The sequence below is a fragment of the Bacillus sp. A260 genome (assembly GCF_009861435.1).
Classification (GTDB): domain Bacteria; phylum Bacillota; class Bacilli; order Bacillales; family Bacillaceae_G; genus Bacillus_A; species Bacillus_A cereus.
Genome location: NZ_CP046398.1, coordinates 4,144,970 through 4,171,401, shown reverse-complemented (window position 1 = coordinate 4,171,401; position 26,432 = coordinate 4,144,970). Strand labels below are relative to the sequence as shown.

Below are 26,432 nucleotides of genomic sequence, written 5' to 3'. Positions count from 1 at the left end.
CAAAGAGTGCTAACAGAGGTGATGATGAGATGCTTACGGAACGTCAGCTCTTAATTTTACAAACAATTATTGATGACTTTATTGGATCAGCGCAGCCCGTTGGGTCTAGAACGTTGGCTAAAAAAGATGAAATCACATTTAGTTCAGCTACTATTCGAAATGAAATGGCGGACTTAGAAGAATTAGGTTTTATTGAAAAAACGCACAGTTCTTCTGGACGTGTTCCTTCTGAGAAAGGCTACCGATTTTATGTAGACCATCTTTTAGCGCCGCAAAACTTACCGAACGCTGAAATTGTACAAATTAAAGATTTATTTGCTGAAAGAATTTTTGAAGCGGAAAAAATTGCACAGCAATCTGCTCAAATTTTATCAGAACTTACGAATTATACGGCAATTGTTCTTGGACCGAAGTTAAGTACAAATAAACTTAAAAATGTACAAATTGTGCCGCTTGATCGTCAAACTGCAGTCGCTATTATTGTAACCGATACAGGGCATGTACAAAGTAAAACGATTACCGTTCCGGAATCTGTTGATTTATCAGATTTAGAAAAAATGGTTAATATTTTAAATGAAAAGCTATCTGGCGTACCGATGGAAGAACTTCATAATAAAATCTTTAAGGAAATTGTTACAGTTTTACGTGGGTATGTTCATAATTACGATAGTGCAATAAAAATGTTGGATGGTACATTTCAAGTTCCGTTATCGGAAAAGATATACTTTGGAGGAAAAGCAAATATGCTTTCGCAGCCAGAGTTCCATGACATTCAAAAGGTTAGATCTTTACTTACCATGATTGATAATGAAGCCGAATTTTATGACATTTTGCGTCATAAACAAGTCGGGATTCAAGTGAAAATTGGTAGGGAAAACTCTTCGACGGCTATGGAGGATTGTAGTTTAATTTCTGCAACATATTCGATCGGCGAAGAGCAACTTGGAACAATTGCTATTTTAGGTCCTACGAGAATGCAATATTCTCGTGTAATTAGTTTGTTACAGTTATTTACGAGACAATTTACTGATGGGCTTAAAAAGTAAATGAGAGTAATACATTCGCTCAAGTGATGAAATTTTCATTGCTGTGTGTAATATATAATGATTAGGTAATCATGCTATGCATGATACCTAATACCTTTTAAGGAGGTGAATATTGTGGAAGAGCGTAACGAACAAGTGGTAGAAGAAGTAAAAGAAGCGCAAGTTGAAGAAGCTGTCACGCCAGAAAACAGTGAAGAAACTGTAGAAGAAAAAAGTGAGGCTGCTCTTTTACAAGAAAAAGTAGATGAGTTACAAGCGAAACTAACGGAAACGGAAGGTCGCACATTACGTCTACAAGCTGATTTTGAAAATTATAAGCGCCGTGTCCAAATGGATAAACAGGCTGCTGAAAAATATAGAGCACAAAGTCTAGTTTCAGACATCTTGCCAGCTCTTGATAATTTTGAAAGAGCAATGCAAGTGGAAGCGACTGATGAGCAAACGAAATCATTGTTACAAGGTATGGAGATGGTGCATCGTCAATTGTTAGAAGCGCTGACTAAAGAAGGTGTGGAAGTGATTGAAGCTGTTGGTAAACAGTTTGATCCTAATGAACACCAAGCTATTATGCAAGTGGAAGATAGTGAATTTGAATCAAACGCGGTTGTGGAAGAATTCCAAAAAGGTTATAAATTAAAAGACCGTGTGATTCGCCCATCAATGGTAAAAGTAAATCAATAATTTACATAAAACTAGGAGGATTCGCCATGAGTAAAATTATCGGTATTGACTTAGGTACAACAAACTCTTGTGTAGCTGTTATGGAAGGTGGAGAACCAAAGGTTATCCCAAATCCAGAAGGGAACCGTACAACACCTTCTGTTGTAGCTTTCAAAAATGAAGAACGTCAAGTTGGGGAAGTTGCAAAGCGCCAAGCAATTACAAACCCAAATACAATCATGTCTGTTAAACGTCATATGGGTACAGACTACAAAGTAGAAGTTGAAGGTAAAGATTATACACCTCAAGAAATTTCTGCAATCATTTTACAAAATTTAAAAGCTTCTGCTGAAGCATACTTAGGTGAAACAGTAACGAAAGCTGTTATTACAGTACCTGCATACTTCAACGATGCAGAGCGTCAAGCAACGAAAGATGCTGGTCGTATCGCTGGTTTAGAAGTTGAGCGTATCATTAACGAGCCAACAGCAGCAGCACTTGCTTACGGTTTAGAAAAACAAGACGAAGAACAAAAAATCTTAGTATATGACTTAGGTGGCGGTACATTTGACGTATCTATCCTTGAGTTAGCAGACGGCACATTCGAAGTTATTTCAACTGCTGGTGACAACCGTCTTGGTGGCGATGACTTTGACCAAGTTATCATCGATCACTTAGTAGCTGAGTTCAAAAAAGAAAATAACATTGATTTAAGCCAAGATAAAATGGCGCTTCAACGCTTGAAAGATGCAGCTGAAAAAGCGAAAAAAGATCTTTCTGGTGTAACACAAACTCAAATTTCATTACCATTCATTAGTGCTGGAGCTGCTGGTCCATTACACTTAGAATTAACGTTAACAAGAGCGAAATTCGAAGAGCTTTCAGCAGGTCTTGTTGAAAGAACATTAGAGCCAACTCGTCGTGCATTAAAAGACGCTGGTTTTGCTCCAAGCGAATTAGATAAAGTTATTCTTGTTGGTGGATCTACTCGTATCCCAGCTGTACAAGAAGCTATTAAACGTGAAACTGGTAAAGAGCCATATAAAGGTGTAAACCCTGATGAAGTTGTAGCATTAGGTGCTGCAGTTCAAGGTGGCGTACTTACTGGTGATGTAGAAGGTGTTCTATTATTAGACGTAACTCCACTTTCTTTAGGTATTGAAACTATGGGTGGCGTGTTCACGAAATTAATCGAGCGTAACACTACAATTCCAACAAGTAAGTCACAAGTATTCTCGACAGCTGCTGATAATCAACCAGCAGTAGACATTCACGTATTACAAGGTGAGCGTCCGATGTCAGCTGACAACAAAACGTTAGGTCGTTTCCAATTAACTGACCTTCCACCAGCACCACGTGGTATTCCACAAATCGAAGTAACATTCGATATTGATGCGAACGGTATCGTTAACGTACGTGCGAAAGACTTAGGAACAAGCAAAGAGCAAGCTATTACAATCCAATCTTCTTCAGGTCTTTCTGATGAAGAAGTAGAACGTATGGTACAAGAAGCGGAAGCAAATGCTGACGCTGACCAAAAACGTAAGGAAGAAGTTGAACTTCGTAATGAAGCTGACCAACTTGTATTCCAAACAGACAAAGTTGTAAAAGATTTAGAAGGTAAAGTAGATGCAGCTGAAGTTGCAAAAGCAACAGAAGCGAAAGAAGCATTACAAGCTGCAATCGAGAAAAACGAGCTTGAAGAAATTCGTGCGAAAAAAGATGCTTTACAAGAAATCGTACAACAATTAACTGTTAAATTATACGAGCAAGCTCAAGCAGCTGCTGGTCAAGCAGAAGGTGCGCAAGGTGCACAAGACGCTGGCGCGAAGAAAGACAATGTAGTTGACGCTGAGTTTGAAGAAGTAAAAGAAGACAAGTAATTCAACTGTAAACATAATAAGTAAGATGACAAAAAGTCAAAGTCAAGCGTGCCTTGACTTTGGCTTTTTTCACGAATGAGAAGCGATGTGTGAGGATCTTAAGTTTTTCGCTTTGCATACTGTAAGTGAGGAAACTTTGTTGCAAAGCACTTTCTTTCGGTGTTAAAATTACGTTTATGTGAAAGATTCGGGGGTTGTAAATTTATGAGTAAACGAGACTATTATGAGGTCCTTGGACTTAGCAAGGGCGCTTCAACAGATGAAATAAAAAAAGCGTATCGTCGTTTGGCTAAAAAATACCATCCAGACGTAAGCAAAGAAGAAAATGCAATTGAAAAGTTTAAAGAAGTACAAGAAGCATACGAAGTGTTAAGTGATGATCAAAAGCGTGCGCAGTACGATCAATTTGGTCATGCTGGTGCAAATCAAGGATTCGGTGGATTTGGCGGCGGAGGAGACTTCGGCGGTGGCTTCGGTTTTGAAGATATATTTAGTTCTTTCTTTGGCGGTGGCGGCGGCAGACGTCGTGATCCAAATGCTCCGCGCCAAGGCGCTGACTTACAATATCAAGTCACTTTAGATTTTGAAGAAGCTATTTTTGGTAAGGAATTAAATGTGGAAATTCCAGTAGAAGATCCATGTGATACTTGTAAAGGTAGTGGAGCAAAACCAGGAACTTCAAAAGAAACATGTAAACATTGTTCAGGTTCTGGTCAAGTGAGTGTTGAACAAAACACACCGTTTGGTCGTATCGTAAACCGTCAAGCTTGTGGTCATTGTTCAGGAACTGGACAAATTATTAAAGAAAAATGTACGACATGTCACGGTTCAGGTAAAGTTCGTAAACGTAAAAAAATTAATGTTAAAATTCCAGCGGGTATTGATAATGGTCAACAAATTCGTGTGTCTGGAAAAGGTGAAGCCGGCGTAAATGGCGGACCAGCAGGAGACTTATATGTTGTTGTTCATGTAAGAAATCATGAATTCTTCGAGCGTGAAGGAGACCACATTATTTGCGAAATGCCATTAACATTTGCACAAATGGCACTTGGTGCTGAAGTGGAAGTCCCTACTGTTCATGGTAAAGTGAAGCTGAAAATCCCAGCAGGAACACAAACTGGAACAGAGTTCCGCTTAAAAGGAAAAGGTGCTCCGAACGTACGTGGATACGGTCAAGGAGATCAATATGTAGTCGTTCGTGTTGTTGTACCGACGAAATTAACTTCACAGCAAAAAGATTTATTACGTGAATTTGCAGGACAAGAAGAGCAGGATGATAGTTTATTCGGAAAGCTTAAACGTGCTTTCAAAGGGGAATAATGGAAATAAAAAATGGAGTTGGTAAATTGTGAAATGGTCAGAAATTAGTATTCATACAACAGAAGAAGCAGTAGAAGCTGTCTCTCATATTTTACATGAAGCTGGTGCTAGCGGAGTTGCGATTGAGGATCCAGCGGAGTTAACGAAAGAGCGCGAGCAACAATATGGTGAAATTTATGCATTGAATCCAGATGAATATCCGGCGGAAGGTGTATTAATAAAAGCATATTTCCCGCAAACCGATTCTTTACATGAAACGATTGCAGGTGTAAAATCATCTATTGATGTGCTTCCATCTTACGACATCGAAATTGGTACTGGAAATATTACCGTTAACGAAGTCAATGAAGAAGATTGGGCTACTGCTTGGAAAAAATATTACCATCCAGTACAAATTTCTGATACATTCACAATCGTACCGACTTGGGAAGAATATACACCATCTTCTCCTGATGAAAAAATCATTGAATTAGACCCGGGTATGGCGTTTGGTACAGGAACTCATCCAACAACAACGATGTGTATCCGTGCTTTAGAAAAAACAGTACAGCCAGGTGACGCTATTATTGATGTAGGAACAGGTTCTGGTGTACTTAGTATTGCAGCAGCAAAATTAGGTGCGTCTTCTGTTCAAGCGTATGATTTAGATCCGGTTGCGGTTGAAAGTGCAGAAATGAATGTACGTTTAAATACAACAGATGATATCGTGTCTGTTGGACAAAATAGTCTTTTAGAAGGTATTGAAGGTCCTGTTGATTTAATCGTAGCTAACTTATTAGCAGAAATTATTCTATTATTCCCTGAAGATGCAGCAAGAGTTGTGAAGTCAGGTGGATTATTTATTACATCGGGCATTATTGCTGCGAAGGAAAAAGTAATTTCTGAGGCGCTAGAAAAAGCTGGATTTACAATTGAAGAAGTGTTACGAATGGAAGATTGGGTAGCAATTATTGCACGAAATGCGTAATATAGATTTTAGTCTATAATGAAAAGGGGAGTCTCTCACTATAAGGTGAGGGACTTGCCGTTTGTTATATGAAAAATGATAACGTTTCGTTCTTTTCGTAAGTGTTGACTTACGAAAGGAACGAAACTCTACTAAGGTGATTATATGCAACGTTATTTTGTAGAAGAGAAATATGTAAATGAGACAAGTATTCGCATTGTAGGTGATGACGTACATCATATCGCAAGAGTGATGCGTATGTCAGCTGGTGATCATATTTATTGCTGTGTAAATGGAAAAACAGCAGTATGTTCAATTGATGAAATTACCAGTGAATTTATTAATACGGCTATTGTAGAATGGGTAGAGGCGTCAAGTGAACTTCCTGTTTTCGTGACGATTGCAAGTGGACTGCCAAAAGGAGACAAGCTAGAGTTAATTTTTCAAAAAGGAACTGAGCTTGGGGCAGCTGCATTCTTACCATTTCAAGCATCTCGCTCTATCGTAAAATGGGATGCGAAAAAAGCTGATAAAAAAGTTGAGCGTTTAAGAAAAATTGTGAAAGAAGCTGCGGAACAATCACATAGAAGTGAAATTCCAGAAGTACATGCTCCAGCATCATTTAAGCAATTGCTTTCAATGAGTGGTGAGTATGATGCTTGTCTTGTTGCTTACGAAGAGGAAGCAAAACAAGGCGAGAAATCTAATTTTGCGAAAGCTTTAACGACAATGAAACCAGGTCAAAAGCTATTGATTGTATTTGGCCCAGAAGGCGGTTTAGCTGAGGAAGAGATTACAGCGCTTCGTGAACATAAATTTGTACCATGTAGTTTAGGACCAAGAATTTTAAGAACAGAAACGGCGCCGTTATACGCGTTAAGTGCTGCTTCGTATCATTTTGAATTGATGGGGTGATGATCAATGTCAACTGTTGCGTTCCATACGTTAGGTTGTAAAGTAAACCACTATGAAACAGAAGCCATTTGGCAATTGTTTAAACAAGGTGGTTATGAAAGAACAGAATATGAAAAGAAAGCTGATGTATATGTTATTAACACATGTACAGTAACGAATACTGGGGACAAAAAAAGCCGTCAAGTAATCAGACGTGCTGTGCGTCAAAATCCAGATGCAGTTATTTGTGTAACGGGATGTTATGCACAAACATCTCCAGCTGAAATTATGGCGATCCCGGGTGTGGATATTGTAGTTGGTACACAGGATCGTGAAAAGATGTTAGGTTACATCGAAGAATTCCGTAAAGAGCGTCAACCAATTAATGCTGTCCGCAATATTATGAAAACACGTGTGTACGAAGAACTTGATGTACCTTATTTCACGGATCGTACACGTGCGTCTTTAAAAATACAAGAGGGTTGCAATAACTTCTGTACATTCTGTATCATTCCTTGGGCGCGCGGTTTAATGCGTTCTCGTGATGGAAAAGAAGTTATTAAACAAGCGCAACAATTAGTGGATGCAGGCTATAAAGAAATCGTATTAACGGGTATTCATACAGGTGGATACGGCGAAGACATAAAAGATTATAACTTAGCTGGATTACTTCGTGATATGGAAGCGGAAGTAGGCGGATTAAAACGTCTTCGTATTTCTTCTATTGAAGCGAGTCAAATTTCAGATGAAGTAATTGAAGTGTTAGATAAATCTGAAGTAGTTGTACGCCACTTGCATATTCCGTTGCAATCTGGCTCTAATACTGTATTAAAACGTATGCGTCGTAAATATACGATGGAATTCTTCCAAGAGCGTTTAGATCGTTTGAAAGAAGTGTTACCAGGCCTTGCGATTACATCTGACGTAATCGTTGGTTTCCCAGGTGAAACAGAAGAAGAATTCATGGAAACATACAATTTCATTAAAGAGAACCGCTTCTCTGAGTTACATGTGTTCCCTTACTCAAAACGTACAGGAACACCTGCAGCGCGCATGGAAGATCAAGTTCCTGAAGATGTGAAGAACGATCGTGTTCATCGTTTAATTGAGCTATCTAATCAATTAGCGAAAGAGTACGCATCAGCGTTTGAAGGTGAAGTGCTTGAAATCATTCCGGAAGAGCAATTTAAAGAGGGCGACCGTGAAGGGTTATATGTAGGTTATACAGATAACTACTTGAAAATTGTATTTGAAGGATCAGAAGAATTAATTGGTAAGCTAGTGAAAGTGAAAATTACGAAAGCTGGTTATCCATATAACGAAGCGCAATTTGTTCGTGTTCTTGAAGATGATGTGAAAAAAGAATCAGCTAGCGCATAAAAAGAGCGTGCAACCGGAAACGGTTTGCATGCTTTCTTTATTTGAAGCGGTTAAGTAATAGAAGGTGGGGAGGCGTTTCATGCATCCCTGTATGAAAAAAGATGAAATGATAAAAATATAGTTGTCTTCATCAGTGAAGGATACTAGTTATTTGCATAACTTTTGAAAAGGAAATGCTTCTATTCTTCTTTTATTCTGCCAAATAGTTGACCTGAAGTGATAAAATGTATTATAATCGTAAAAGACATGCTGAAGAAGTGTTTCTTTTTGCATGCTGAAGTTAGTATGTAAGTGTGATGTTTCGGAGGGAGGGAAAGAGAATGTCAAAAACAGTCGTTCGTAAAAACGAGTCTTTGGAGGATGCACTTCGCCGTTTTAAAAGATCGGTTTCTAAAACTGGTACACTTGCTGAAGCAAGAAAGCGCGAGTTTTATGAAAAACCAAGTGTAAAACGTAAGAAGAAATCTGAAGCGGCAAGAAAGCGTAAATTCTAAGAGAGGGTGTAAGTTATGAGTCTTCTCGGTCGTTTAAACGATGATATGAAACAAGCGATGAAGAATAAACAAAAAGAAAAATTAACCGTTATTCGTATGGTTAAGGCTGCTTTACAAAATGAAGGTATTAAACTGCAACATACTCTTACTGAAGAAGAGGAAATAACAGTTTTAGCTCGTGAAGTAAAACAGTATAAGGACTCCCTCCTTGAATTTAAAAAAGCTGGTCGTGAAGACCTTGTTAATAAACTGCAAAGTGAAATTCAGATTTTAAGCGCATATTTGCCAGAGCAATTAACTGAAGAAGAACTAGTTGATGTAATCAAGCAAGTTATTTCTGAAGTTGGTGCGACTTCTAAAGCAGATATGGGTAAGGTGATGACTGCTGTTATGCCGAAAGTAAAAGGTAAAACAGACGGATCACTTGTGAATAAGCTGGTTATCCAGCTATTAGCATAAAAAAACGTCTCATTTCGTATGAGACGTTTTTTTATTGTTCTGATTAAGGAGAAACGCTATATTGCTTAAAAAGCGTTTCTGTAAGTGATAAAAACCCCTCTAGTTAAAGTTTCAATTTATTATTTCCTTGTATAATTCCGATTCTACACCTATTCTTACTTCCTTGACTAAAACTTCTTTCGCGAATAAAAGCTAAGTACCGAGCCTTCTGAAACTCAGATTGAAGTTTTATAGCTTGCTCTTCAGCATAATCCTCAAAGGTAACGAAAGAGATTCTAACTATTTTAGATTTTGCATCAGTTGCATAAAATGGCTGGATATTACTGTCGGTAACTTGTTTTATAACATTCAAAACTTCTTGACCAAAGCCGATTTCCTTTCGTATTTCCTCATTTATTAATTCATTTTTTAATGAACCCTAATATTTTTTGAAATTCATATAACAACCATCTATAAAATATTCTTACTTACAACGTAACATTCAGAGTGAAGAAATTTTCTTTTTTTTTGATTTTATCCCGCATTAACGGGTAGCCCGATTGGTGAGGATTGATTATAGTTTTACTTTATCTCAGTTGTCCAATAAATGACAACTACTTATTCTATGGTCAGTATGTCACGTCCAGAACGAATTGTAACAGGTTTTTTCAAGTTTCCCACTTCTCGCTAGGCTCAATTTCTTAATGTAACTTGTACTGATATCCTGTAGGGGCGCATATTCTTGTATTAATACTTCTATTATTAAAGGTAACATCCTCTGATCCATCATTGTCCTGACAAATATGATTTCATATAGCGACTGTTTTAATTAACATGATATGAACTCTTGCAGAATATAGTTATGTTAGTGAAGTCGTTATAACACGATAGGCACTTGTGAAGAAATACATATATATGGGATGAGAGGGGGTCTTTCGAGATGAAGAAATTAGAACAAATGAAAAATTGGTTGACAAAACAAGTAGACCTACCAGTGGATGTATTAATGGATCTACCTCGGATTACTCTTGTTGGGCAAATACATATTTATATAGAAAATCATCGGGGGTTATTAGTGTTTTCAGATAAAGAAGTGCGATTGCTTTTAAAACACGGTCAATTATTAATTAAAGGACAATCCTTTGTTATTAAAACGATTCTTCCAGAAGAGCTTTTACTCGAGGGGATAATTGAGCAAGTAACATTTTTAGAAAATGAAAAAAAAGGTGATTGAAGTGAAACTTCCATTTGTGAAGTTTTTCTTCTTTATCCTGTAAAAGTTCCGTTGATAGAGACTGATTACAGTTTTACTCTGTTTTATTTTAGTACGAGCTATTTTAATGCTTCAAATAAAAAGTAGTATATCTACTTTTAGAAAGGTAGTGAAGGTGGTAAATGAAAAATAAATGGTTTATAAAGTGGCTTGGATATGTAAAAGTGCGAATTGAAGGTAGAGGAGCGGAACGGTTTGTTAATGAATGTGTACGGAGGAATTTATTAGTTTGGGATGTTAAAAAGATAGCTGATGAAACGTTAGTTTTTTGTATGTTGTTACGCGATGTGAAAAAAATAAAACCAATTTATAGAAAAAATGAATGTAAATTATATTTTATTGGACGTTATGGTTTTCCTTTTTGGAATAAACGTTTAATTAAAAACAGTGGATTTTTAATTGGTTTTTTAATTTTCTTTTTTGGTGTGATTGCAATGTCAAATATGGTTTGGAAAATTGAAATTACAGGAGCTAAACCTGAAACAGAATATATATTGATGAAAGAATTGGATAAAATGGGTATTAAAAAAGGGAAACTACAATTTCAAATGCCGAATGTAGAAGATGTACAACGCCATTTGACAGATAATATTAATGCCATTACTTGGGCGGGACTAGAAGTAAGGGGAACGACTTATCATTTTAAAATTGTTGAAAAAAACGAACCGAAGAAAGAAAAGGAACAAAGGCCGCAAAATTTAGTAGCAAAAAAAGAAGCGATTATTACAAAAACGTTTGTAGAAGTTGGAAAGCCGGTTGTACTGAAAAATGATCATGTAGAAAAAGGACAGATTCTCGTATCGGGAATATATGGTAATGAGGAAAGTCCGACGATTGTTTCAGCGAAAGGTATTGTATATGGCGAAACGTGGTATACATCTAAGGTGGATGTCCCGTTAAAGACGCAATTCCAAGTGTATACTGGTAATGTATACAATGAACATTTTCTTAAATTTGGGGATACGAAAATAAAAATATGGGGATTTCAGCATGATAAGTATAAACGCTCTCGTACTGAAAGTGTAAAGCATGATGTGAAATTATTTGGTTTTACACTGCCGATTGCATATGAAAAAGATGTTGTGAGAGAAGAGGAAGAAGCGAATCGAGAATATACAGAAAAGCAAGCGCTGAAAGTAGCGAAGGAGATGGCCGAAAAAGAACTAAAGAAAAAATTGGATGAACATGCTATGATTGTAAGTGATAAGATTTTGAGTAAAGAGGTTGAGGCGGATCAACTAAAAGTCACATTGCATTATACTGTGGTTGAAAATATTGCAGAGCCACAACCAATATCCGAATCCGATATTCAAGGAGACTGAGTAATGGCAGAACAATTAGTAGAAATGAACCAACAATTGGAAAATGCTAACGAAGCAATCGCTCTTTTTGGAGTTAATGATGCGCATTTAAAAGTAATTGAACGAGAACTGAATGTATCGATCGTAACTAGAGGAGAAACTGTTCATGTATCTGGGGCAGTTGAAACGGTGGCACTCGTAGAAAAAATCTTACAGCAATTACTTGTTGTAATTCGTAAAAGTATATCAATTTCAGAGAGAGATGTTGCGTATGCGATTCAGCTTGCACAACAAGGGAAAATTGCTCAATTTGAAGAGTTATATGAGGAAGAAATTTTCAAGACTGCAAAAGGTAAATCCATTCGTGTAAAAACAATGGGGCAAAGAAGATATATTCATGCGATGAAGAAGAATGATATTGTCTTTGGGATAGGGCCTGCAGGAACTGGAAAAACATATTTAGCTGTAGTAATGGCTGTGAGGGCTTTAAAACAAGGATATGTAAAGAAAATTATTTTAACAAGACCTGCTGTAGAAGCTGGAGAAAATTTAGGTTTTTTACCAGGGGATTTGAAAGAGAAGGTAGATCCATACTTACGCCCGTTATATGATGCTTTACATGATATTCTTGGACAAGAATATACGCAGCGTATGATGGAGCGAGGAGTAATTGAAATAGCTCCGCTTGCTTATATGAGGGGGCGTACGCTTGATGATTCATTTGTTATTTTAGATGAGGCTCAAAATACAACGGGTGCTCAAATAAAAATGTTTTTAACAAGATTAGGTTTTAGTTCTAAAATGGTTATTACAGGGGACCCTTCACAAGTAGACTTGCCAAAAGGGGTAAAATCAGGGCTATCTATAGCTGCTAATATTTTATCTGGTGTATCAGGTCTGTCATTTATTACATTAGAACAAACGGACGTTGTGAGACATCCATTGGTGCAACGTATTATTGAGGCATATGATAAAATGGAATGATCCTATTTGTCAGGATCATTTCTTTTTGTATGATAAGGTTGGCGAACGTCATATTTTTTACTATCATGAAAGATAAGGAAAATAAACTATTGGTACTAGTGTATAAAATATTGCCTCAAAGTATCGTTTGGTAGAAGAAATGAAAGCTATAAATAGTTTCACTTTATTTCTGGAGAGGAGAAGGTATTGAAATCATGTCAAGATCTCAAGAAATTTCTAAGTGGTTTCGTAATTTACAACATTCGAAAAAACTAAGTTGGATTTCTTACGTTGTGTTAGGAGCAGTGCTGTTTTTTGCGCTTATGAATAATGTAAAACCAGAACAATTAGATGTTAATATGTATTCTATTGCGAAAAAGACAATCCATTCTCCTATAAAAATTGAAGATAAAGTTACAACGGATAAAAAGAAAAAAGAAGCCGCTACAAAAGTTGAAGATCAATATACATATAAAAGTGAGTATAAACAAAACAAAGTTGATATTGTGAATGACGTCTTTGCTAAAGTGGATGAAGTGGTGCAAGAGATTAAAGCTGTTGGACCGGATGATCAAAAAAAGATGACTGATGCTGAGAAAGTGGACAAGTTAAAAAAGAAACTACCCGCTGACTTAACGAAAGAGTTATCTGATTCAAACTTACTGAATTTGATTAATGCAGATCCGAGCCAATTAGTATTAGCGAAAGATGCTGCGGTCACAGCGATTAATAGTATCATGACTGAGCATATTAAAATGGACGAATTGAAAGATGCGAAAGAACGATATGTAAGTGAGATGAATAGTGTTAATGTTGATAATGGTTTAAAAGAATCAATTAAGGCGCTAGGAAGATATGCAATTTCAGCTAACTATTTTTATGACCCAATCTTAACGAAAGAGAAGAGAAAAGCAGAGGAAGATTTAGTTCCACCTGTTTATATTCTTCAAGGACAAGTTCTTGTTAGAGAAGGTGAAACAATTTCAAGTGATGTGTATAATCAGTTGAAATTAGTTGGTTTGTTAGAAAAAGGGAACGGTTTTCAACCTTATGTTGGATTAGCGGTACTCATTGGTGTGTTACTATACTTTATGCATAAACAATTTGAATTATTTTTAAAGAGAAAAAGAGAAGATAGACCGTATGTTTTAGCGTATATTACAATTTTGTCTATCACAATCGTCTTAATGAAAATCATTAGTTTGTTTCAAAAACTTGAATACGCAGGGATTGCATATGTTGTCCCAGTTGCGATGGGAACAATACTTGTAAAACTAATGATTGGTGATCGATTTGTCTTTTTAACGAGTATGATTTTTTCTGTATGCGGAAGTATTATGTTTAATGAAGGAGTAACGAGTACATTAAATTATAGTGTAGGGATTTACGTATTGTTAAGTTCGTTATCGGTTAGTATTTTCTTGCGAGAAAAAAATCGTCGTACAATGATTTTACAAGCTGGTATACTCGTTTCTGTATTAAATGTAGTCGTATTGGCGGCGCTTTTATTATTACGTAATGGGAATTTTTCGCCTCTTGAAATTGGTACGCAATTATTAATGGCTTCACTTTCAGGGATTATATCATCCGTTTTGGCTATGGGGATTTTACCATATTTAGAAAGTGGACTTGGAATCGTATCAAGTATGAAGCTTATGGAACTATCAAGTCCAAATCATCCGCTTTTACGCAGAATTTTGTTAGAAGCGCCAGGGACATATCATCATAGTGTAATGGTAGCGAATCTTTCTGAGGCTGCTTGTGAAGCAGTTGGGGCAAATGGTGTATTAGCGCGTGTAGGGGCATATTATCATGATGTAGGAAAAACAGTACAACCGCAATTCTTTATTGAAAACCAAATGGGAATTAAAAACCCGCATGATAAATTAGATCCTGTAACGAGTAAAGATATTATAATTGCTCACGTAACGGATGGAGTAAGAATGCTCGAAGAATATCATATTCCACAAGAAATTATTGATATCGCTGGGCAACATCACGGTACAACGTTACTGAAATATTTTTATTATAAAGCTATTAAAGAAGATAAAGAAAAATATACAGAAGAGATGTTCCGTTATCCAGGTTCAAAAGCAACTTCGAAAGAATCGGCAATTGTTGGTATTGCTGATAGTGTAGAAGCTGCGGTACGTTCTATGAATCACCCAACGCCAGAACAAATTAATAATTTGGTGCAAAGTATTATTAAAGATCGACTGCAAGACGGTCAATTTAGTGAATGTGATTTGACGTTTAAGGAACTACAAATCGTTGGAAAAACGTTGTGTGAAACGTTAAATGGTATTTTCCATTCGCGTATTACATATCCGGAACCTCCGGAAGAAAAGGAGAAAGAATGAGTTTGTTAATTGATTTTATTGATGAAACAGAAGAAGTAAAAGAAGAGTATATGAGTTTAATTCGTGAAGTGTTAGAAAAAGCAGCTCAAATGGAAAATATCGAGGATGGTGCGGAGGTATCGGTGACATTTGTAGATAATGAGCGCATTAGAGAAATTAATCGTGATTACCGAGATAAAGATCAACCTACAGATGTAATATCCTTTGCCATGGAAGAGATGGGAGAAGGAGAAATGGAGATTGTTGGTGCAGAGATGCCGCGCATGTTAGGGGATCTTATTATCTCTATTCCAAGGGCGAAAGAGCAAGCTGAAGAGTACGGACATTCTTTCGATCGTGAACTTGGATTTTTGGCGTTACATGGCTTTTTACATTTACTTGGTTATGATCACATGACAGAAGAAGATGAAAAAGAAATGTTCGGAAGACAAAAAGAAATTTTAGAAGCTTTTGGATTAGGACGATGAAAAAAGGAAAACTTATAGATAGTTTTGGATATGCTATAGCTGGTATATTCTTTTGTTTTCGTCATGAACGAAATATGAAAATCCATTATTTAGCCGCAGTCATTGTTATATGCTGCGGCTTTTATTTCCATATTACGAAAATAGAGTGGATGATATTACTTATTGTAATAGGGAGTGTAATGAGTTTAGAGATGGTAAATACGGCTGTGGAAAAAACGGTAGATTTAGCGACTGCCGATATTCATCCGTTTGCAAAAATTGCAAAGGATGTTGCGGCAGGAGCGGTTTTATTGTTTGCAATTATAGCTGTTATAATTGGTGCTATTATCTTTTTACCGTATATGGTATAGTTGCATTCCGAAGCTTTTATTAAGCTTTGGAAGTGCCGTAAGGGCCTTTAATGAGAGAGTGTATCTCTTCATAGCTGTGAACAGGAAGGATGCGGGAATATGAATAGTAAACAATTAATTCTAGAAGCAATCGAAGCGCGTAAACAAGCGTACGTACCATATTCTAAATTTCAAGTAGGTGCAGCATTATTAACGCGCGATGGAAAAGTGTATCGTGGATGTAATGTTGAGAATGCATCATATGGCTTATGTAATTGTGCTGAAAGAACAGCTTTATTTAAGGCGGTTTCTGAAGGGGATAACGAATTTGTAGCCATTGCGGTTGTAGCAGATACAAAGCGTCCAGTACCTCCTTGTGGAGCATGTCGACAAGTTATGGTAGAATTATGTAAACAGGATACGAAAGTATACTTATCAAACTTACATGGTGACGTTCAAGAGACGACAGTCGGAGAATTGTTACCAGGAGCATTTTTAGCGGAGGATTTACATGAATAGAAAAGGTTATAAATCAGGTTTTGTCTCTATTATTGGCAGACCGAATGTTGGAAAATCTACATTTTTAAACCGTATTATCGGCCAGAAAATTGCTATTATGAGTGATAAGCCACAAACGACTCGTAATAAAATTCAAGGTGTATATACAGAAAATGATGCACAAGTTATTTTCATTGATACACCAGGAATACATAAACCTAAACATAAATTAGGCGACTTCATGGTAAAGATGGCGCAAACGACATTAAAAGAAGTTGATATTGTTCTGTTTATGGTTAATGCAGTTGAAGGATTTGGTCGTGGTGAGGAATTCATCATTGAGAAATTAAAAGAAACAAAACAACCAGTATTTTTAGTCATTAATAAAATTGACCAACTTCATCCAGAGCAATTACTAGAGTTAATTGATCAATATCGTAAACTACATGAGTTTGCAGAGATTGTACCAATTTCTGCGTTAGACGGTAATAATGTGGACGCTTTAATTGGGACAATTAAAAAGTATTTACCAGAAGGACCACAATACTATCCAGAGAATCAAGTAACGGATCATCCGGAGAGATTTATTATTGCAGAGCTTATTCGTGAGAAAGTACTACATTTAACACGTGAAGAAGTGCCGCATTCTGTGGCTGTTGTTATCGATGCGATTCAAAAGCGTGAGGGCGGGGCAGTTTATATAAATGCAACGATTGTTGTTGAACGTGCATCACAAAAAGGAATCATCATCGGAAAACAAGGAAAAATGTTAAAAGAAGTTGGTAAGCGAGCTCGTTTTGATATTGAAGCGCTACTTGGTTCTAAAGTATTTTTAGAAGTATGGGTAAAAGTGCAAAAAGATTGGCGTAATAAAATGTCTCAGCTTCGTGACCTAGGTTTCCGCGAGGATGAGTACTAAAATAGAGTAAAGTTGTAATCAGTGGATGGTTGGTTCATCCACTGATTATTGGTTTTTATGAACTTTGATAAATTAGGAAAAATTTTTCTCACATGAAAATGGACAAAATGGGTCAATTTAATAACAACAAAGGAAATTGGTTTATAGGCTACGCTTATTGAGAAAGGTGGATTCTTATGCTAGATTTTACCTGGAAGTTTTTCTCCAAAACAGGAAGCATTGAAACGTACTTGCTTTTGAAAGAAATGGAAAAAGACGTAAACGATGAGATGGATCAACATGAAGAGGAGCTAGCGCATCTAGACTCTCCAATTTCTTGACCCGTTTTGTTCAAACCTTGGATGGTGACGAACATGTTTCAAAAAGTTGAGGGCATCGTTATCCGTACGACAGATTACGGAGAAACGAACAAAATTGTTACAATATTCTCAAGAGAACTTGGTAAGGTAAGTGCAATGGCAAGAGGGGCAAAAAAACCGAAAAGCCGATTAGCATCTGTGTCGCAATTAATGACACATGGCCATTTTCTAATTCAAATGGGATCTGGGCTTGGAACATTGCAACAAGGCGAGATTATTTCAACTATGAAAGAAATTCGCGAGGATATATTTTTAACTGCTTATGCATCATTTATTGTTGAGTTAACTGATAAAGCAACAGAAGATAAAAAACATAATCCGTATTTATTTGAAATGTTATATCAAACGTTGCATTATATGTGTGAGGGTGTTGATCCAGAAGTATTATCATTAATTTATCAAACGAAAATGCTTCCGGTATTAGGGATGCGCCCGTACTTTGATACATGTGCGATTTGTCATCAAGAAACAGACTTTGTCGCCTTCTCCGTCAGGGAAGGCGGTTTTCTGTGCTCACGTCATGCAGAGCAAGACCCATATCGTATACCGGTAGGAGAAGCTGTTCATAAATTATTACGTCTTTTCTTCCATTTCGATTTACATAGGCTCGGAAATGTATCGGTAAAGGATAGCACAAAAAAACAAATGCGTTTAGTATTGAATACATATTATGATGAATATTGCGGAATTTATTTGAAATCAAGACGTTTTTTAGAACAACTTGATAAGTTTCAAATATAATTTTGGGCCGTATACGGTCCTTTTTACATACTTTCTTTTTCGAATAGCATATTTAGTATATAATATTTAAGAGATAGTATAACTTTTTTCGTTGTGCATTAAAGGTGGTGATTATCATAGAGCTGAATAAACGGCAAGAACATATCATTCAGATTGTAAAAGATCACGGTCCTATTACAGGGGAATCAATTGCAGCGCAATTGGGTCTAACACGTGCGACGCTAAGACCAGACTTAGCAATTTTAACGATGGCTGGTTATTTAGAAGCACGTCCACGCGTAGGTTATTTTTATACGGGTAAAACTGGGGGGCAGCTATTATCTGAAGCTGTTAAGAAAATTAAAGTACAAGATTATCAATCTAGACCGGTTGTAATTGATAAAAATGTTTCCGTATACGATGCAATTTGTACGATGTTTTTAGAGGACGTTGGTACATTGTTCGTTGTAGATCAGATGACTCTATTAGTTGGTGTTGTGTCTCGTAAAGATTTATTAAGAGCGAGCTTAGGAAAGCAGGATTTAACCTCTCTTCCGGTTAATATTATCATGACAAGGATGCCAAACATTGCGATGTGTCGTAGAGAGGATTCTTTATATGATATTGCGATGGAATTAATAGAAAGACAGATTGATGCAATGCCAGTTGTAAAAGATACGAAACAAGGTTTAGAAGTGATTGGGCGAATTACAAAAACAAATATTACACGTGCGTTTGTAAATTTAGTAAATAACGAATAAGTGTAATTTGTTTAAAGTGAGGTAATGTAATGGATAATAAAATCGTATATGTCGTATCTGACTCTGTAGGGGAAACGGCTGATTTGGTTGTTCGAGCAGCAATGGGGCAATTCCCGTTTGCTCCTGATATTAGACGTGTACCGTATGTAGAAGATACAGGGACATTAAAAGAAGTGATTTCGATTGCTAAGAGTAATCAAGCACTTATATGTTTTACGTTAGTTAAGCCTGATATGCGCCAGTATTTAGTAACAGAGGCTGCAAAAGAAGGGGTAGAGGCATACGATATTATCGGCCCTCTTATTGATCAAATTGAAGAAATTACGGGGCAAGTGCCGAGATATGAGCCAGGTGTTGTCCGTAGGTTAGATGAAGAATACTTTAAAAAGATTGAAGCGATTGAGTTTGCTGTGAAGTATGATGACGGCAGAGATGCACGAGGTATTTTAAAAGCAGATATCGTGTTGATTGGTGTTTCGCGTACATCAAAAACACCACTTTCCCAATATTTAGCTCATAACAAACGCTTGAAAGTTGCGAATGTACCACTCGTGCCAGAAGTTGACCCACCTGAAGAACTATATCAAGTGGCAAAAGAAAAATGTTTCGGTTTGAAAATTACGCCAGATAAGTTAAATCATATTCGAAAAGAACGATTAAAATCACTTGGATTAAGTGATGGAGCAACATATGCAAATATTAATCGTATTCAAGAAGAAATTGATCACTTTGAGGAAGTAATTAGTAAAATAAATTGCCAAGTAATCGATGTATCGAATAAAGCGATTGAAGAAACAGCAAATATTATTGTGAATGCAGTGCAAAACCAAAAAATGTTTTAGCACATTTACCAAAGGTGAATGTGCTTTTTTCGCTCGTGTGAAATATGATACCTATGGATTTTGTAATAGATTGTAGTGTAATGGTTATACTTATACTCCTTTGTCTTTTAGTATATTCAAGGTGTGAGTTTGTCATCCTGAAATGTAAGATGAAAAAATAAAGGGATATGTAGCGTAGTTGAAGAAAATATATTATAATAAAAAATTGTGATAAAAACCTATATTTTACGTTTAGACTTTAATTTTTCAGAATAAACTAGGGATAGGATTTACGAAAAAGACATGTAATTACGTTAAATCGACAAAATCTATACAAGAAAACGCACATTATGGAAGGATTCACAGAAGGGATGTAGAATACAGAAATATGCAAAACATCAACAACATATTAGTTGGTGTAGATGTATATCCCGTGAAGGCTGAAATTGTGCAAGTTGGAGCGGAATTTCATGTCGGAATTTTGTTTGTCGCATCATATGCTCATCCTTTAAGGAAATAGCAAGGCAATTGGATCATTGTAGATACTGAACAAAATGGAGTTGATTGTTATATGGATCAACATGAAAAAGTTACAGATCTCAAGATCAAACAGTATATGTGGCTTGCTACTCTTCTTGGAAAAAGGTGTATATGTATTGTTTCTAAGAGATACATTTGTAACAGATGAGCAAATGTATACAATTTTATATAGCAAGTATGTATATGCGATTTATGCAGATAAAGGACCTATAGGAAAGGTTCAAAATCGTTTATACAATGTAATCGGCAACACTTTCTAACAAGTTTAGAAAAATATTGTCGAATTATAAAGGAATTTTTTAATTTATATCGAATACAAAATACGACACGGAGATGGAGTTATGGGGAACAGAATTCCCGAAGAAGTTGTTGAACAGATTCGGACATCATCCGATATTGTAGAAGTCATTGGTGAATACGTTCAACTTAGAAAACAGGGGCGTAACTATTTCGGCCTTTGTCCATTTCATGGTGAGAATTCTCCTTCATTCTCTGTTTCATCTGATAAGCAAATTTTTCATTGCTTCGGATGTGGAGAAGGTGGAAATGTATTTTCCTTTCTAATGAAAATGGAAGGACTGGCTTTTACCGAGGCTGTTCAAAAGCTAGGCGAAAGAAATGGAATTGCGGTTGCAGAGTACACATCAGGACAAGGACAACAAGAAGACATATCTGATGACACTGTCATCATGCAACAAGCTCATGAATTATTGAAAAAGTATTATCATCATTTATTAGTAAATACGGAAGAGGGAAATGAAGCACTTTCATATTTATTAAACCGTGGTATTACGAAAGAGATGATTGAGAAGTTTGAAATTGGTTATGCATCACCTGCTTGGGATGCGGCGACGAAAATTTTACAAAAAAGAGGTTTATCGCTGTCTAGTATGGAACAAGCTGGCCTTCTAATAAGAAGTGAGAAGGATGGTAGTCATTACGATCGCTTCCGTGGAAGAGTTATGTTCCCGATCTATACGTTACAAGGTAAGGTGATAGCGTTTAGTGGAAGGGCGTTAGGGGATGACACTCCGAAATATTTAAATAGCCCTGAAACACCGATTTTTCACAAAAGTAAATTGTTGTATAACTTCCACCAAGCAAGACCGTTTATTAGAAAGCGTGGGCAAGTGGTTCTTTTTGAAGGATATGCCGATGTACTAGCTGCGGTAAAAAGTGGTGTGGAAGAAGCTGTTGCGACAATGGGAACAGCTTTAACTGAAGAACAAGCAAAACTTCTGCGACGTAACGTTGAAACTGTTGTTCTTTGCTATGATGGTGATAAAGCAGGGCGAGAAGCGACGATGAAAGCAGGGCAATTATTGCTAAAAGTTGGTTGCCAAGTGAAAGTCACATCCTTGCCAGATAAGCTTGATCCTGATGAATATGTGCAACAATATGGGACTACCGCTTTTGAAAATCTTGTGAAATCAAGTGTGAGTTTTGTTGGTTTTAAAATAAATTATTTGCGTTTAGGGAAAAATTTGCAAGATGAGTCTGGCAAAGAAGAATATGTGAAAAGTGTTTTAAAAGAGTTATCGTTGTTACAAGATGCGATGCAGGCAGAGTCATATTTGAAGTCATTATCGCAAGAATTTTCGTATTCAATGGAAACACTTTTGAATCAATTGCACCAATATCGCAAAGAACAAAAGGTACAGCAAAAACAAATAAAGCAGGTTGCTAAACCGTCTCAAGTCGTTCAAACAAAACCGAAGTTAACAGGTTTTGAAAGAGCGGAAAGAGAAATTATTTACCATATGTTGCAAAGTGCAGAAGTAGCTGTTCGTATGGAATCCCATATAGAAGATTTTCATACAGAAGAACATAAAGGGATTTTATATGAACTATACGCATATTATGAAAAGGGAAATGAACCTTCAGTCGGAACATTTTTAAGTTGGCTCTCTGATGAAAAGTTGAAAAATATTATCACTGATATTTCGACGGATGAATTTATTAATCCAGAATACACAGAAGAAGTGTTGCAAGGCCATTTGGAGACGCTTAGGCGGCATCAGGAAAAACTTGAAAAGATGGAGATCATCTTTAAAGTGAAACAAATGGAAAAAACAGATCCTGTAGAGGCTGCTAAATATTATGTAGCATATTTACAAAATCAAAAAGCGAGAAAATAGCTTTTTTGATAAAGTTTTAGTATAATGAATGTTTGTATCTCGCGTAAGGAGGGGAACAGATGGCTGACAAACCAGCTCGTTCTAAACAAATTGAAACTGAAATGACCCTTGAGCAAGTGAAAGAACAACTCACTGAGCTCGGAAAAAAACGTGGCGTTCTTACATATGAAGAGATTGCAGAACGCATGAATGGATTTGAAATTGAATCCGATCAAATGGATGAATACTATGAATATTTAGGTGAACAAGGCATTGACTTAGTTGGTGATAATGACAACGAAGAAGGCCCTAATAATCGCCAAATTTCAAAAACAGAAGAAGAGTTTGACCTCAATGATTTAAGTGTACCACCAGGGGTTAAAATCAACGATCCTGTTCGTATGTATTTAAAAGAAATTGGTCGTGTAGACTTACTATCTGCAGAAGAAGAAATTCGACTTGCAACGCGTATTGAAGAAGGCGATGAAGAAGCGAAACGTCGTCTTGCAGAAGCAAACTTACGTCTTGTAGTAAGTATTGCAAAGCGCTATGTAGGCCGTGGTATGCTTTTCTTAGACTTAATTCAAGAAGGTAATATGGGTCTAATTAAAGCTGTTGAAAAGTTCGATTATCGTAAAGGTTTCAAATTTAGTACGTATGCAACTTGGTGGATTCGCCAAGCTATTACACGTGCCATTGCAGACCAAGCGCGAACAATTCGTATTCCAGTCCATATGGTTGAAACGATTAACAAGTTAATTCGTGTACAACGCCAATTATTACAAGATTTAGGTCGTGAACCGTCTCCTGAAGAGATTGGTGAAGAAATGGATCTTGCTCCAGAAAAAGTACGTGAAATCTTAAAAATTGCACAGGAGCCAGTTTCTCTTGAAACACCAATTGGTGAAGAAGATGACTCCCATTTAGGTGACTTTATTGAAGACCAAGAAGCAACATCGCCTGCGGACCATGCAGCCTATGAATTGCTAAAAGAACAATTAGAAGATGTGTTAGATACGCTAACAGATCGTGAAGAAAATGTTCTACGTCTTCGTTTCGGTTTAGATGATGGACGAACTCGTACGCTTGAAGAAGTTGGGAAAGTATTTGGCGTAACGAGAGAGCGTATCCGTCAAATTGAAGCAAAAGCACTTCGCAAATTAAGACATCCAAGCCGTAGTAAGCGTCTTAAGGATTTCTTAGAATAGGTTATTTTTTAAGTTTACTTCACCATTGTGAAGTAAACTTTTTTATTTTGTTAATTTTTGTTAAAATTTAGCTATCGGCAACGATTACAATTTCTTGTAATTTATTTTACAGAATTGTCTTTTGATTTGCAAATGCTCATTTTTCGATTTTTCGATTAATTTTGTTTATTCTATACAAAAATATATGTAGAAAAGCGAAAAATATGATGAGAAACGTTAATAATTATCGAAATAATAAGCGATATGACAATAAAAAACAATAAACTGAATTTATGGAATATTTTTAACAAGTGGTAGTTTACTCTTTTCTGATAGAGCGTTTTCAAGTACAATGGAAATGACTGAATCATCTAACTATTTAGGGGTATAGAGGGGGGAGAAGAGATATGAAACGTAATCCGCTGATTCCGTTCGCTCTTATTGCAGCATTGGGTATTATCGTTATGTTTGTATTTTCATTTCAGGGGCTAAATAAATCTAAAGAGTTAGCTGATGCAAAAAATGGCGGGAAGCCAGCACAAACGGCATCAAAACCAGAAGATATTGTGAAGCAAAGCTGTACGAGCTGCCATGGTGATCAGTTACAAGGGGCAGTTGGACCTAACTTGCAAAAAATTGGTGGGAAACTTTCAAAGGATGAAATTAAAGAAATTCTTTCGAAAGGAAAAGGCAATATGCCTGCCAATATAGTTCCAGCTGATCAAGCCGCTAAAGTAGCTGATTGGTTATCGAAGAAAAAATAAAGTTCCGTATGACAAGCCTTTTGCTTATGCAAAGGGCTTGTTTTTCTATATTTTCTAAAATACGATGAATGATAGAGCAGTGAATTGTTGTTATGGGCTTGCAACAACTACTATAAATTCATTATCATGGAGACAGACTGACAAGAGAAGGAGTAATGGAAATACATGAATGAAGTAAAGCTTTCAAAACGATTAGAAGAAGTTGTACGTGAAATACCAGTAGGATCTACAGTCGCTGATATTGGATCGGATCATGCGTATTTACCGTGTTATACAATTATAAATAATATTGCTACAAAAGCAGTTGCAGGAGAGGTCGTAGATGGACCATTTCGCTCTGCGCAAGCAACTGTAGCTGAAAGTGGTTTACAAGATAAAGTAGATGTGCGTAAAGGGAATGGATTAGCTGTTATCGCACCAGGAGAAGTAGATGTAATTACAGTTGCCGGAATGGGCGGAGCGTTAATTCGTGACATTTTAGAAAGTGGTAAAGAAAAATTAGAAGGTGTAACACGTTTAATTTTACAGCCTAATATTGCAGCGCATCATATTCGTGAATGGTTTATTGAGAATGGTTGGGAGCTTATCCATGAAAAAATCGTAAAAGAAGATGGGAAAATTTACGAAATTTTAGTAGGGGAGCGAGGAAATGTTGCAGCGCCTTACTCTGAAAATAAACAAGCTGAATTGTTTATGGGACCATTTTTAATAACAGAAAAAAGTGAAGCCTTCGTTGAAAAATGGGAAGGAGAATTAAAAAACTTCCAAAATATTTTAAAACAGTTAGAACGTGCAGCTGATTCTGAAGAAACAAAAGCGAAGCGTGGGGAAGTAGAAGCGAAAATGAAAATGATAGGGGAGGTTTTATCATGAGTAAAATTCCAAATGGCCATGAAATTATTTCTTTATTTGAAAGTATGTATCCGAAGCATTTGGCGATGGAAGGAGATAAGATTGGCCTGCAGATTGGAGCGCTTAATAAACCGGTGCGGCACGTATTGATTGCGTTAGATGTAACGGAAGAAGTTGTGGATGAAGCAATTCAATTAGGGGCAAATGTCATTATTGCTCATCATCCTTTAATTTTTAACCCGTTAAAAGCGATTCATACAGATAAGGCGTATGGGAAAATTATTGAAAAGTGTATTAAAAATGATATTGCAATCTATGCAGCGCATACAAATGTGGATGTTGCTAAGGGCGGGGTAAATGATTTACTTGCTGAGGCGTTAGGATTGCAAAATACAGAAGTTTTGGCACCGACATATGCAGAAGAAATGAAAAAAGTTGTTGTGTTTGTGCCAGTCACTCATGCAGAAGAAGTAAGGAATGCATTAGGAGACGCAGGTGCTGGTCATATCGGCAATTATAGCCACTGTACGTTTAGTAGCGAGGGTACAGGCACATTTGTACCTCAAGAGGGGACAAATCCTTATATCGGGGAAACTGGACAGTTAGAACGTGTAAAAGAAGTGCGAATCGAAACGATTATTCCAGTTTCATTACAGCGGAAAGTGATTAAAGCAATGGTAACGGCGCACCCTTATGAAGAAGTAGCATACGATGTGTATCCGCTTGATAATAAAGGTGAAACGTTAGGCCTAGGAAAAATAGGATACTTACAAGAAGAAATGACGCTTGGTCAATTTGCAGAACATGTGAAACAATCATTAGACGTGAAGGGCGCAAGAGTTGTCGGTAAGTTAGACGATAAAGTGCGTAAAGTAGCTGTACTTGGTGGAGATGGTAATAAATATATAAACCAAGCGAAATTTAAAGGAGCAGATGTATATGTAACTGGTGACATGTACTATCATGTTGCTCATGATGCGATGATGCTCGGTTTAAATATAGTTGACCCAGGACATAATGTTGAAAAAGTAATGAAACAAGGTGTACAAAAGCAATTACAAGAAAAAGTGGATGCAAAGAAACTCAATGTACACATTCATGCTTCGCAGTTACATACAGATCCATTTATATTTGTATAAG

At 36.6% G+C, this 26,432-nt stretch carries 27 protein-coding genes; all 27 read left to right on the top strand.

The genetic code is table 11. The features are described 5' to 3' along the window. Nucleotides 1-29: 29 nt before the first annotated feature. The 27 genes from hrcA to GD442_RS21040 all read left to right on the top strand — a co-directional run bounded on the left by hrcA (nt 30) and on the right by GD442_RS21040 (nt 26,431). The gene (hrcA, locus tag GD442_RS21165) at nt 30-1,046 is read left to right on the top strand and encodes a heat-inducible transcriptional repressor HrcA (protein ID WP_000954941.1); all 1,017 of its coding nucleotides are present in this window, start codon (nt 30-32) and stop codon (nt 1,044-1,046) included. 114 nt (nt 1,047-1,160) lie between these two features. Beyond that, nucleotides 1,161-1,727, top strand: coding sequence for a nucleotide exchange factor GrpE (gene grpE / locus GD442_RS21160; RefSeq protein ID WP_000392711.1), 567 nt, complete (start codon nt 1,161-1,163; stop codon nt 1,725-1,727). Between the two features lie 26 nt (nt 1,728-1,753). Further along, on the top strand, nt 1,754-3,589 hold the full coding sequence (dnaK, locus tag GD442_RS21155; RefSeq protein WP_000034700.1) for a chaperone protein DnaK: 1,836 nt from the start codon (nt 1,754-1,756) through the stop codon (nt 3,587-3,589). Between the two features lie 204 nt (nt 3,590-3,793). After that, nucleotides 3,794-4,909 carry a chaperone protein DnaJ gene (dnaJ, locus tag GD442_RS21150; RefSeq protein ID WP_000043946.1) on the top strand — a complete coding sequence of 372 codons (1,116 nt, stop codon included), beginning with the start codon at nt 3,794-3,796 and terminating at the stop codon, nt 4,907-4,909. Nucleotides 4,910-4,937: 28 nt separating this feature from the next. Beyond that, entirely contained in the window at nt 4,938-5,876 is a 939-nt protein-coding gene (prmA, locus tag GD442_RS21145) for a 50S ribosomal protein L11 methyltransferase (RefSeq protein ID WP_000872099.1), read from the top strand. Between the two features lie 144 nt (nt 5,877-6,020). Next, on the top strand, nt 6,021-6,770 hold the full coding sequence (locus GD442_RS21140; protein WP_001190154.1) for a 16S rRNA (uracil(1498)-N(3))-methyltransferase: 750 nt from the start codon (nt 6,021-6,023) through the stop codon (nt 6,768-6,770). 6 nt (nt 6,771-6,776) lie between these two features. Further along, nucleotides 6,777-8,129 (top strand): tRNA (N(6)-L-threonylcarbamoyladenosine(37)-C(2))-methylthiotransferase MtaB, encoded by a 1,353-nt coding sequence (gene mtaB, locus GD442_RS21135; protein ID WP_000108689.1) that lies wholly within the window; start codon nt 6,777-6,779, stop codon nt 8,127-8,129. A 320-nt stretch (nt 8,130-8,449) separates the two neighbouring features. Beyond that, a complete protein-coding gene (gene rpsU, locus GD442_RS21130) occupies nt 8,450-8,623 on the top strand; it encodes a 30S ribosomal protein S21 (RefSeq protein ID WP_000048061.1) in 174 nt (57 codons plus the stop codon). Between the two features lie 15 nt (nt 8,624-8,638). Further along, entirely contained in the window at nt 8,639-9,082 is a 444-nt protein-coding gene (locus tag GD442_RS21125) for a GatB/YqeY domain-containing protein (RefSeq protein WP_000054562.1), read from the top strand. A gap of 919 nt (nt 9,083-10,001) precedes the next feature. Further along, nucleotides 10,002-10,295: a sporulation protein YqfC gene (yqfC, locus tag GD442_RS21120; RefSeq protein ID WP_000732269.1), complete on the top strand. Its 294-nt coding sequence runs from the start codon at nt 10,002-10,004 to the stop codon at nt 10,293-10,295. A 161-nt stretch (nt 10,296-10,456) separates the two neighbouring features. Further along, entirely contained in the window at nt 10,457-11,656 is a 1,200-nt protein-coding gene (gene yqfD, locus GD442_RS21115; protein ID WP_000792498.1) for a sporulation protein YqfD, read from the top strand. Between the two features lie 3 nt (nt 11,657-11,659). Continuing rightward, nucleotides 11,660-12,619 (top strand): PhoH family protein, encoded by a 960-nt coding sequence (locus GD442_RS21110; protein WP_000840501.1) that lies wholly within the window; start codon nt 11,660-11,662, stop codon nt 12,617-12,619. A 194-nt stretch (nt 12,620-12,813) separates the two neighbouring features. Beyond that, the gene (locus GD442_RS21105) at nt 12,814-14,958 is read left to right on the top strand and encodes an HD family phosphohydrolase (RefSeq protein ID WP_000091510.1); all 2,145 of its coding nucleotides are present in this window, start codon (nt 12,814-12,816) and stop codon (nt 14,956-14,958) included. Then, nucleotides 14,955-15,425 (top strand): rRNA maturation RNase YbeY, encoded by a 471-nt coding sequence (ybeY, locus tag GD442_RS21100; protein WP_000054684.1) that lies wholly within the window; start codon nt 14,955-14,957, stop codon nt 15,423-15,425. Before GD442_RS21105 ends, ybeY begins: the two co-directional genes overlap by 4 nt. After that, complete coding sequence (locus GD442_RS21095) at nt 15,422-15,775, top strand: diacylglycerol kinase family protein (protein WP_000715464.1); 354 nt, start codon at nt 15,422-15,424, stop codon at nt 15,773-15,775. Before ybeY ends, GD442_RS21095 begins: the two co-directional genes overlap by 4 nt. Nucleotides 15,776-15,874: 99 nt before the next feature. After that, nucleotides 15,875-16,273, top strand: a complete 399-nt coding sequence (locus GD442_RS21090) for a cytidine deaminase (protein ID WP_001086283.1) — start codon at nt 15,875-15,877, stop codon at nt 16,271-16,273. Then, nucleotides 16,266-17,171, top strand: a complete 906-nt coding sequence (gene era, locus GD442_RS21085; RefSeq protein WP_001080230.1) for a GTPase Era — start codon at nt 16,266-16,268, stop codon at nt 17,169-17,171. Before GD442_RS21090 ends, era begins: the two co-directional genes overlap by 8 nt. Nucleotides 17,172-17,347: 176 nt before the next feature. Next, complete coding sequence (locus GD442_RS21080) at nt 17,348-17,491, top strand: YqzL family protein (RefSeq protein ID WP_000883924.1); 144 nt, start codon at nt 17,348-17,350, stop codon at nt 17,489-17,491. A 33-nt stretch (nt 17,492-17,524) separates the two neighbouring features. Next, nucleotides 17,525-18,271, top strand: coding sequence for a DNA repair protein RecO (gene recO, locus GD442_RS21075; RefSeq protein WP_000487009.1), 747 nt, complete (start codon nt 17,525-17,527; stop codon nt 18,269-18,271). A gap of 107 nt (nt 18,272-18,378) precedes the next feature. Beyond that, on the top strand, nt 18,379-19,011 hold the full coding sequence (gene ccpN, locus GD442_RS21070; protein ID WP_000583756.1) for a transcriptional regulator CcpN: 633 nt from the start codon (nt 18,379-18,381) through the stop codon (nt 19,009-19,011). Nucleotides 19,012-19,040: 29 nt separating this feature from the next. Next, a complete protein-coding gene (locus tag GD442_RS21065; protein WP_000368944.1) occupies nt 19,041-19,853 on the top strand; it encodes a pyruvate, water dikinase regulatory protein in 813 nt (270 codons plus the stop codon). Between the two features lie 635 nt (nt 19,854-20,488). Beyond that, nucleotides 20,489-20,632 carry a hypothetical protein gene (locus GD442_RS27865; protein WP_000479733.1) on the top strand — a complete coding sequence of 48 codons (144 nt, stop codon included), beginning with the start codon at nt 20,489-20,491 and terminating at the stop codon, nt 20,630-20,632. Nucleotides 20,633-20,713: 81 nt separating this feature from the next. Then, nucleotides 20,714-22,510 carry a DNA primase gene (gene dnaG / locus GD442_RS21060; RefSeq protein WP_000528221.1) on the top strand — a complete coding sequence of 599 codons (1,797 nt, stop codon included), beginning with the start codon at nt 20,714-20,716 and terminating at the stop codon, nt 22,508-22,510. Nucleotides 22,511-22,569: 59 nt separating this feature from the next. Beyond that, nucleotides 22,570-23,697, top strand: a complete 1,128-nt coding sequence (gene rpoD, locus GD442_RS21055; RefSeq protein ID WP_000764065.1) for an RNA polymerase sigma factor RpoD — start codon at nt 22,570-22,572, stop codon at nt 23,695-23,697. Nucleotides 23,698-24,083: 386 nt separating this feature from the next. Continuing rightward, nucleotides 24,084-24,440: a cytochrome c550 gene (gene cccA / locus GD442_RS21050; RefSeq protein ID WP_000828141.1), complete on the top strand. Its 357-nt coding sequence runs from the start codon at nt 24,084-24,086 to the stop codon at nt 24,438-24,440. Between the two features lie 165 nt (nt 24,441-24,605). Then, nucleotides 24,606-25,313, top strand: coding sequence for a tRNA (adenine(22)-N(1))-methyltransferase (locus GD442_RS21045; RefSeq protein ID WP_001006542.1), 708 nt, complete (start codon nt 24,606-24,608; stop codon nt 25,311-25,313). After that, the gene (locus tag GD442_RS21040; protein ID WP_000036244.1) at nt 25,310-26,431 is read left to right on the top strand and encodes a Nif3-like dinuclear metal center hexameric protein; all 1,122 of its coding nucleotides are present in this window, start codon (nt 25,310-25,312) and stop codon (nt 26,429-26,431) included. Before GD442_RS21045 ends, GD442_RS21040 begins: the two co-directional genes overlap by 4 nt. Nucleotide 26,432: the final 1 nt, after the last annotated feature.

Excerpts from the sequence above, each read along its gene's own strand:
- GD442_RS21090 (WP_001086283.1), top strand. The coding sequence starts at position 15,875 with ATGAATAGTAAACAATTAATTCTAGAAGCAATCGAAGCGCGTAAACAA.
- GD442_RS21045 (WP_001006542.1), top strand. The coding sequence starts at position 24,606 with ATGAATGAAGTAAAGCTTTCAAAACGATTAGAAGAAGTTGTACGTGAA.
- yqfC (WP_000732269.1), top strand. The coding sequence starts at position 10,002 with ATGAAGAAATTAGAACAAATGAAAAATTGGTTGACAAAACAAGTAGAC.
- ybeY (WP_000054684.1), top strand. The coding sequence starts at position 14,955 with ATGAGTTTGTTAATTGATTTTATTGATGAAACAGAAGAAGTAAAAGAA.
- hrcA (WP_000954941.1), top strand. The coding sequence starts at position 30 with ATGCTTACGGAACGTCAGCTCTTAATTTTACAAACAATTATTGATGAC.
- rpoD (WP_000764065.1), top strand. The coding sequence starts at position 22,570 with ATGGCTGACAAACCAGCTCGTTCTAAACAAATTGAAACTGAAATGACC.
- era (WP_001080230.1), top strand. The coding sequence starts at position 16,266 with ATGAATAGAAAAGGTTATAAATCAGGTTTTGTCTCTATTATTGGCAGA.
- GD442_RS21140 (WP_001190154.1), top strand. The coding sequence starts at position 6,021 with ATGCAACGTTATTTTGTAGAAGAGAAATATGTAAATGAGACAAGTATT.
- GD442_RS21065 (WP_000368944.1), top strand. The coding sequence starts at position 19,041 with ATGGATAATAAAATCGTATATGTCGTATCTGACTCTGTAGGGGAAACG.
- GD442_RS21095 (WP_000715464.1), top strand. The coding sequence starts at position 15,422 with ATGAAAAAAGGAAAACTTATAGATAGTTTTGGATATGCTATAGCTGGT.
- recO (WP_000487009.1), top strand. The coding sequence starts at position 17,525 with ATGTTTCAAAAAGTTGAGGGCATCGTTATCCGTACGACAGATTACGGA.
- dnaG (WP_000528221.1), top strand. The coding sequence starts at position 20,714 with ATGGGGAACAGAATTCCCGAAGAAGTTGTTGAACAGATTCGGACATCA.
- GD442_RS21125 (WP_000054562.1), top strand. The coding sequence starts at position 8,639 with ATGAGTCTTCTCGGTCGTTTAAACGATGATATGAAACAAGCGATGAAG.
- GD442_RS21105 (WP_000091510.1), top strand. The coding sequence starts at position 12,814 with ATGTCAAGATCTCAAGAAATTTCTAAGTGGTTTCGTAATTTACAACAT.
- dnaJ (WP_000043946.1), top strand. The coding sequence starts at position 3,794 with ATGAGTAAACGAGACTATTATGAGGTCCTTGGACTTAGCAAGGGCGCT.
- GD442_RS21110 (WP_000840501.1), top strand. The coding sequence starts at position 11,660 with ATGGCAGAACAATTAGTAGAAATGAACCAACAATTGGAAAATGCTAAC.
- rpsU (WP_000048061.1), top strand. The coding sequence starts at position 8,450 with ATGTCAAAAACAGTCGTTCGTAAAAACGAGTCTTTGGAGGATGCACTT.
- GD442_RS21040 (WP_000036244.1), top strand. The coding sequence starts at position 25,310 with ATGAGTAAAATTCCAAATGGCCATGAAATTATTTCTTTATTTGAAAGT.
- cccA (WP_000828141.1), top strand. The coding sequence starts at position 24,084 with ATGAAACGTAATCCGCTGATTCCGTTCGCTCTTATTGCAGCATTGGGT.
- dnaK (WP_000034700.1), top strand. The coding sequence starts at position 1,754 with ATGAGTAAAATTATCGGTATTGACTTAGGTACAACAAACTCTTGTGTA.
- GD442_RS21080 (WP_000883924.1), top strand. The coding sequence starts at position 17,348 with ATGCTAGATTTTACCTGGAAGTTTTTCTCCAAAACAGGAAGCATTGAA.
- yqfD (WP_000792498.1), top strand. The coding sequence starts at position 10,457 with ATGAAAAATAAATGGTTTATAAAGTGGCTTGGATATGTAAAAGTGCGA.
- mtaB (WP_000108689.1), top strand. The coding sequence starts at position 6,777 with ATGTCAACTGTTGCGTTCCATACGTTAGGTTGTAAAGTAAACCACTAT.